5 protein-coding genes and 1 pseudogene are annotated in these 8,097 nt (G+C 52.5%); 5 read left to right on the top strand and 1 reads right to left on the bottom strand.

All coding sequences use genetic code 11. The features are described 5' to 3' along the window. Positions 1-471, bottom strand: a pseudogene (locus tag AC2FNE_RS18785) (malate synthase G); the annotation flags it as partial. A gap of 217 nt (positions 472-688) precedes the next feature. Between AC2FNE_RS18785 and pepN the strand changes: the two are divergent. From pepN to pepT, 5 genes are all read left to right on the top strand, one after another. Then, positions 689-3,241 carry an aminopeptidase N gene (gene pepN, locus AC2FNE_RS18780; RefSeq protein ID WP_496806026.1) on the top strand — a complete coding sequence of 851 codons (2,553 nt, stop codon included), beginning with the start codon at positions 689-691 and terminating at the stop codon, positions 3,239-3,241. Then, entirely contained in the window at positions 3,238-3,678 is a 441-nt protein-coding gene (locus AC2FNE_RS18775; protein ID WP_170478878.1) for a hypothetical protein, read from the top strand. The genes pepN and AC2FNE_RS18775 overlap by 4 nt, the downstream gene beginning before the upstream one ends. A gap of 126 nt (positions 3,679-3,804) precedes the next feature. Next, positions 3,805-5,052 (top strand): hypothetical protein, encoded by a 1,248-nt coding sequence (locus tag AC2FNE_RS18770; protein ID WP_496806025.1) that lies wholly within the window; start codon positions 3,805-3,807, stop codon positions 5,050-5,052. Positions 5,053-5,165: 113 nt separating this feature from the next. Continuing rightward, positions 5,166-6,677: an Asp-tRNA(Asn)/Glu-tRNA(Gln) amidotransferase subunit GatB gene (gatB, locus tag AC2FNE_RS18765; protein WP_170478874.1), complete on the top strand. Its 1,512-nt coding sequence runs from the start codon at positions 5,166-5,168 to the stop codon at positions 6,675-6,677. A 95-nt stretch (positions 6,678-6,772) separates the two neighbouring features. Then, complete coding sequence (pepT, locus tag AC2FNE_RS18760; protein ID WP_170608057.1) at positions 6,773-8,029, top strand: peptidase T; 1,257 nt, start codon at positions 6,773-6,775, stop codon at positions 8,027-8,029. The last annotated feature ends 68 nt before the right edge of the window (positions 8,030-8,097 follow it).

Raw genomic sequence — 8,097 nt, 5'->3', positions numbered from 1 at the left:
GTAACCTGCGGCATCTGGCAGATCACCCATGGCGTCTGTGCCGTATAAGGCATCATACAGACTTCCCCAACGAGCGTTGGCAGCATTCAGCGCAAAACGAGCATTAGTAATGGGCACAACCAACTGAGGCCCGGGAGTGAACGCTATTTCGGGATCGACGTTGGTGGTTTCGATCTGAAAATCGGGCCCTTCTTCGACCAGATAACCGATTTCGCGTAAAAATAATTCATATGCAGAAGCATCGTGTTCCTGCCCCTTTCGAGCCGCGTGCCAGCTATCTATTCGGCTTTGCAGATCTTGCCGTTTTGCCAGTAGATCGCGGTTCTTTGGTCCCAGTTCACTCACGAGTCGCGCAAGACCGTTCCAGAAGCCCTGAGGCTCAATTTCCGTACCGGGCAACGCGCGTTTTTCGATGAAATCCACCAGAAATTGATCAACCTGCAGCCCGCTCCGGTTCACTCTCCCACTCATTTTCGTCGTCTCCCGCCTTGTATTCTCTTCCGTCCAACTTCCATCAAGTAGGGCGAATGTTTCCGATAGGCAACTCGCCTCTTCAAGTTCGCGGAATTTAGCAGTCTACAGATGTTTCAAAAACTTCCCAATGATCCCGGCGCCGAACTGTGGACTGTCTTGCGACATTGACGCGATAACCATAACGTCACGCCAAAATCAAACCAGCGAGGCCAAGATGAGCGACGCCGCCCCCACCACGATCTATCTGAAAGATTACACCCCATTTGGCTATTTGATTGACAGCGTGCATTTAACTTTCGATCTGGCTGCTCATGCCACACGTGTTACTTCTCGCATTGCGTTTCGCCCTAACCCAGATGCCCGTGACCGCAAGTTCTTTCTGCATGGAGAACAACTAAGGCTTATACGCGCCGCAATTGATGGTGCTGAAATCGCGCCAGAGGTAACCGACGAGGGTCTGACTGCCAATGTGCCCAACGCGCCTTTTGTTTGGGAAACCGAGGTGGAAATTGATCCGGGTAACAACACAGCGCTCGAAGGGCTGTATATGTCGAACGGCATGTATTGCACCCAATGCGAAGCCGAAGGGTTTCGCAAAATCACCTTTTACCCGGACAGACCAGATGTGATGTCCACTTTTAAGGTTCGTATTAATGGCGATCTGCCTGTACTGCTGTCGAACGGCAACCCAACCGCTTCGGGCCAAGGCTGGGCTGAGTGGACTGATCCTTGGCCCAAACCCGCCTATTTATTCGCGCTGGTAGCAGGTGATCTGATCGCCTATCCAGACCAGTTTACGACCAAATCGGGTCGCGGCGTCGAACTGAATTTATGGGTTCGCCCCGGAGACGAAGGCAAATGTGCCTTTGGTATGGAAGCCTTAAAAAAATCGATGAAATGGGATGAAGAGGTTTATGGTCGTGAATACGATCTTGACGTTTTCAACATTGTGGCCGTCGACGATTTCAACATGGGCGCGATGGAGAACAAAGGACTGAACATCTTCAACTCTTCCGCCGTTCTTGCCAGCCCAGAAACCTCGACCGATGCCAACTTTGAACGGATCGAAGCGATAATCGCCCATGAATATTTCCACAATTGGACTGGAAATCGTATTACCTGCCGCGATTGGTTTCAGCTTTGCCTGAAGGAGGGCCTGACAGTGTTCCGAGATGCGCAGTTCACTTCGGACATGCGTTCCGCCCCAGTCAAACGCATCCATGATGCAATTGACCTGCGCGCGCGGCAGTTTCCTGAGGATAACGGCCCATTGTCTCACCCAGTCCGGCCCGAGAGCTTTCAGGAAATCAACAACTTCTACACTTCAACTGTCTATGAAAAAGGCGCTGAAGTCATTGGCATGCTTAAACGTCTCGTTGGGGACGAAGCCTATTCCAAGGCACTGAACCTGTATTTCGACCGCCACGACGGACAAGCCTGCACCATCGAGGATTGGCTTAAGGTTTTCGAGGACACTACGGGTCGGGACCTGACTCAGTTTAAGAGGTGGTACAGCCAATCGGGAACGCCGCGCATATCTGTCTCGGAAAGTTGGGATAGTGGTACCTATACTCTGACTTTAAGCCAGGAAACGCACCCGACACCGGGACAAACCGAAAAACTTCCGCAAGTCATTCCGGTCGCTTTCGGACTGCTCGGGCCAAACGGAGACGAAGTTCGCGGAACTCAGGTTCTGGAACTAACCGAAGCGACGCAGAGTTTTCAATTCACCGGGCTTGCCGCAAAACCTAATCCTTCGATTTTGCGGGATTTTTCGGCCCCAGTTATACTTGACCATGGTCACTCTAATGCAGACCGCGCTTTCCTACTGGCGCACGACACCGATCCATTTAACCGTTGGCAGGCAGGTCGTTCTCTGGCCGAAGACAATTTATTTCGCATGATCACGCAGGATAGCGCACCTGATGGGCAATTCCTGGATGGGCTCTTGGCTGTGCTGCGCGACGGGGATCTGGACCCAGCTTATCGTGCGCTGATGTTGCAATTGCCCTCGCAATCAGAATTGGCCTCAACCCTTTATGACTCTGGTCACACGCCAGACCCCTTGGCAATATGGACTGCGATCGAAACTTTAAAACAGGCCACTGCTCAGCATGTGCAGGACCTGTTACCGCGGTTGCATAGCGAGTCGTTGGTTGACGCACCCTATCAACCAGATGCGGAACAGTCGGGCAAGCGTGCTTTGGGTAACGCTGCTTTGGCGCTGACGACCCGGCTGGACAGTGGAACGCAGGCAGCGGCTGAATATGACCGCGCAAACAATATGACCCAGCAGCTTGCTTCGCTTGCGTGCCTGCTGCGCGCGGGCAAGGGTGAGACACAATTATCTTCTTTCTACGATCAATGGCAGCATGACCGGCTGGTTCTGGACAAGTGGTTTGGGTTACAGATTTCGCTGGCCTCTCCGGATGCAACGCCTGCGGTAGCTCTGGGTCTGACCCAACACCCCGAGTTCAACTGGAAGAACCCCAACCGGTTCAGAGCTTTGCTGGGATCCTTGGCGACAAACCACGCCGGGTTCCACCACGCTGACGGCTCGGGTTATCAACTTTTGGCGGATTGGTTGATCCGCCTCGACCCGGTAAATCCGCAAACAACAGCGCGGATGTGCACCGCCTTTCAAACTTGGAAGCGATACGACGACAAGCGCCAAGCCCTGATGCGCGCGCAACTGACGCGAATTTCCGAAACTCCTAACCTGTCACGGGATACAACTGAAATGGTCTCACGTATCTTGGACGCATGACCACGAAGGCACCGCCCTTTACGTTCGTTCGTCACAACCGTTCCCAGCGAACGGTTGTGATACTCATCGTTGTTTACACCGTGCTGATCGGAATGGTGATCCTGTTCGACGCTGTCTGGTGGCTGATGGGAATTCTGGCCTTGGCGACGCTGCCAGCTGTGTGGGACGTGATGAAAAACACAAGTGCCGGAATGCAACTGGACGGTCAAAAACTTTATTGGCACACAGGCAATCGGAAAGGACAGTTGTCGCTTACCCAGATAGATCGGTTCCGGTTCGACACCCGTTGGGATTTCTCCGTTCGTGTATCGGCAATTCTGAACTCAGATAAGCGAGTGCGCTTGCCGGATGAGTCGCTGCCACCTCATCGAGACCTTGAAATGGTGTTAAAGGGCGCTGGGTTTGCAGTAGAGCGCCATCATTTTAGAGTATTTTGAAACGATCACCCTAAAAAACATGGGATTGATCTCAAAATTGCCTGATCATTTGCCCATTTCTTGATTTAAAATAACCGTCTGGACACACTGTTATTGTTACACGTTTGTTCCAGTACGAGTTTTGCCATGGTCCGGTCAATTGGGTCTCTGTTCGCCCGTTTAACAACTTCAAACCGTCAGCCTGAACCGCAGCCATTTGCGGCGACGTCCGTCAGTCGAGTTGAAGATGACGCTTCGGGCAAACTCAATATTCCAATTGCGAATATGAATGAAGAGGAACAAATCGGTCACCGGGCAATTGAACGCGGTCGCCATCTGGCGCGTCAGGGTTTTTGGTCACAATTGTCGTCCGAGATGCGGGCGACGGACAAAGCTGGCGAAACCTATCCTCTTACTGAACTACTAGCTTTTGGCGCCAGATCCGACGTGGTACTTGCTGTCGAACACGCGCTATCCGGAGGCGCAGAAATAGCTGACTACGATCTGCTGTGCGGAATTTCGGAACTTGAAGGCGAAATGAATGATCATCCCGATGATCCCATGATCGGTCTGGTTGTTGCTCGGGCACATATTGATCTGGCATGGGCATGGCGCGGAAACGTTCCTGAAGCGAAATTGCCAAAGTTGCATCTGTCGCGCTGTACCGCACATTTCGACCGAGCGGCGGCAATCTTAAAAAAATGCCGTGAGCAGGCCAGCAACAGCCCAGCCATTGCAGCCGCAGACTGCGCTTTGCTGGCCGGTCATCGAACCGATGAAGTCAGGACCGGCTACAAATTTGAAAAACTGATCGAACTGGATCCTTACAATCACCGGCACATGCGCGCTTTGGGTACACACCTACTGCCTCGGTGGTTTGGCAGCTACGAAACACTTGAAAACTTGGCGTTGCGGGTGGCTGCAGGCACTCAGGCGATCTGGGGCGCAGGCGGATATACTTGGGTGCAGTTTGACGCCATAGCACATGATGACGAAGCCTGCGCTCGAGTCGACGTCGAATATTTTCTGGACGGCCTGCGGGATATCGTAACGCGTAGGCCAAATCAGGACATGATAAACCTGTTAGCGGCTTATTGCGCGATCACTCTGAAAAACCAAATGGGACGTCACGCAGAAGCGGATGAAGTACGCCAACAGATTTGTGACGCAGCAGATTGGCTGATCAGAGATCATCTGACAGAATTGCACCCGCTGATCTGGGCGCACGCTGCGAATGGTTTCGATGACAGCCTGCGCATCAATTCAGCTGAGCGTTTCGCGGCCGGCGGGCACCGCGACGCACTGCGGGCGATTGGCAACTTGTTTCGCGACGAATTGCTTAGCGGAACAAGCGTAACCTTCACGCCAAGTGGTCTTCAATTTAAGAACAATTGAAGAAGTCCCAGGCGCATTGCCCGGATTCACCGCATAAGACCCATTCCCCCTTGCCCCTAAGCCACGGCAGGCATAATACGCTGGTCTAGATTTCTTCGGATACGAGGCGCGCCATGCTCGACCTGACTTATGATATGCCCAAACCAAAGACCATTGCCGGGGCCAAGCACGATTGGGAACTGGTGATCGGGATGGAAGTACATGCGCAGGTCTCGTCAAATGCAAAGCTGTTTTCAGGGGCATCCACCAAATTCGGGGCAGAACCGAACGCCAATGTGGCCTTTGTGGACGCGGCAATGCCTGGCATGCTTCCAGTTATTAACGAGTACTGCGTCGAACAGGCCGTGCGCACCGGACTGGGGTTAAAGGCGGAAATCAACCTAAAGTCAGCCTTTGATCGCAAGAACTATTTCTACCCCGACCTACCGCAAGGCTACCAGATTTCTCAGCTTTATCACCCCATCGTAGGCGAAGGCGAAGTGCTGGTCGAAATGGGCGATGGCACTGCCCGCGTGGTTCGGATCGAACGCATCCACATGGAACAGGACGCAGGTAAATCAATTCATGACATGGACCCGAACATGTCCTTTGTCGACCTGAACCGCACCGGTGTTTGCCTGATGGAGATTGTCAGTCGTCCAGACATACGTGGCCCGGAAGAAGCCGCTGCATATATCGCTAAATTGCGGCAGATCATGCGTTATTTGGGTACCTGCGACGGAAATATGCAAAACGGCAACCTGCGCGCGGACGTGAACGTTTCCATCTGCCTACCGGGCGCTTACGAGAAGTACCAGGAAACACAGGATTTCTCGCATCTTGGAACGCGTTGCGAGATCAAGAACATGAACTCTATGCGCTTTATCCAGCAAGCGATAGAAGTAGAAGCCCGTCGTCAGATTGCTATCGTGGAAGGCGGTGGAGAAATCGAGCAGGAAACTCGCCTTTATGACCCAGACAAGGGCGAGACCCGTTCCATGAGGTCAAAGGAAGAAGCGCATGATTATCGTTACTTCCCCGACCCAGATCTGCTTCCGTTGGAAATTGAACAGACATGGGTGGATGATATCGCGTCCAAGTTGCCAGAACTGCCGGACGACAAGAAAGCACGCTTTGTCACAGAGTTTGGCCTTACAGACTATGACGCGTCGGTTTTAACAGCCGAGGTGGAGTCAGCCGCTTATTTTGAAGAGGTAGCCCAAAACCGCAATGGTAAACTAGCCGCCAATTGGGTCATCAACGAGCTTTTTGGCCGGCTGAAGAAAGAAGACCACGATATCACTGACTCTCCCGTATCTCCGGCCCAGCTGGGAGGTATCATTGATCTGATCGCCTCGGATGCTATTTCCGGTAAGATCGCCAAGGACCTGTTCGAAATCGTCTATACCGAAGGTGGCGACCCAGCACAGATCGTAGAAGAACGCGGTATGAAGCAGGTAACCGACACCGGCGCTATCGAGGCCGCTCTGGTCGAGATTATCGCAGCCAATCCGGCTCAGGTAGAAAAGGCCAAGATTAACCCGAAATTGGCGGGCTGGTTCGTTGGTCAGGTCATGAAAGCCACCGGAGGCAAGGCCAATCCTAAAGCCGTAAACGAACTGGTGAGTCAAAAGCTGGGACTGTAGCTTCTTCTGTTCAGGCAACAATTTAAGTGTCAGGTCATCGACTTGACTCCTTTACTGTTTGGACCCTTTCTTTGGCGCCAGAGAGGTAAGGTGTCATGCAAAAAAGATTTGATCAGGAACTTCAAGCCCGTCTTGTGCGCTATGCGGCGGTTGACAGCCAAAGCGACGAGACATCTGCCTCAACCCCAAGCACAAAAACTCAGCTCGACATGCTGAACCTGTTGCAACAAGAGCTTACGGAAATTGGTGCACAGAACGTTGAAGTAACTGATGACAGCGTTGTTGTGGCAACTATTCCGGGAACCGCTCCGGGACCGACCATCGGTTTTTTAGCACATGTCGACACCGCACCGCAGTTCAACGCGACAGGTGTTAAGCCACGCGTGATCAAAGGATACAACGGCGGTGACATTACATTTCCTGACGATCCAGACCTAGTGCTATCGCCCGATGAACACCCATACTTGGCCGAGAAAATCGGGCATGATCTTATAACCGCGTCTGGCACAACTCTGCTTGGTGCGGACGACAAAGCCGGAGTGTCGATTCTGATGACCATGGCGCGGCACTTGCTTGAAAACAAAGATATCTCTCATGGCCCGATCCGCCTCGCCTTTACTCCGGACGAAGAAATCGGACGTGGCGTGACAGAACGACTGCCCAAGGATCTGGGGGCTGATTTCGCCTATACACTGGATGGAGAAGATGTGGGTGAAATCGTCTATGAAAGTTTTTCGGCAGATTGGGCTGTTATCAGGATAAAAGGTGTTTCGATCCATCCCGGCCTGGCCAAAGGTAAACTGGTCAACGCTACGCACTTAGCAGCCAAGATTGTGCAGACTTTACCTCAGGTTACAATGACGCCCGAAGTGACCGACGGACGCGAAGGTTTCATTCATATTGTCGGAATGAGTGGCGGTTCGTCAGAAATGGAAATCAAGTTGATCTTGCGAGATTTCGAGATGGACGCGCTTGAGGCGCAAGGTGAACTTGTTAGGCAGGTCTGTGCCACGGTGCAAGCCACAGAACCCCGCGCCCAAATCACCTGCGATATTTCACACCAATATCGCAACATGCGTTACTGGCTGGAAAACGATATGACCCCCGTCGAACTGGCCCGTGAGGCATGTCAAGATCTGGGAATTGAACCAATCTCCGTCCCGATCCGCGGCGGCACGGATGGGTCACGTCTTACCGAATTCGGCACGCCGACTCCAAATATTTTTACCGGGATGCAGTGCATTCATGGGCCACTTGAATGGATTTCCGTTCAGGATATGGCTATTGCAACGGAAATGTGCTTGTCGCTGGTCGGTAAAGCGGCGCGGAACCACGGCAACAGTGCGAGCTGAATTTTTCTAAAATACCAAGTTCGCTTTCCCCAGCCTGTTAAAATGTTAATTTGGCGAAACACGGCAGT

The organism is Ruegeria sp. YKSD179 (assembly GCF_059612885.1).
This window is presented reverse-complemented; position numbering and strand designations above follow the sequence as displayed.

What these genes read in the sequence shown, in the direction of transcription:
- pepN (WP_496806026.1), top strand. Translation starts at nt 689, where the DNA reads ATGAGCGACGCCGCCCCCACCACGATCTATCTGAAAGATTACACCCCA.
- AC2FNE_RS18775 (WP_170478878.1), top strand. Translation starts at nt 3,238, where the DNA reads ATGACCACGAAGGCACCGCCCTTTACGTTCGTTCGTCACAACCGTTCC.
- AC2FNE_RS18770 (WP_496806025.1), top strand. Translation starts at nt 3,805, where the DNA reads ATGGTCCGGTCAATTGGGTCTCTGTTCGCCCGTTTAACAACTTCAAAC.
- gatB (WP_170478874.1), top strand. Translation starts at nt 5,166, where the DNA reads ATGCTCGACCTGACTTATGATATGCCCAAACCAAAGACCATTGCCGGG.
- pepT (WP_170608057.1), top strand. Translation starts at nt 6,773, where the DNA reads ATGCAAAAAAGATTTGATCAGGAACTTCAAGCCCGTCTTGTGCGCTAT.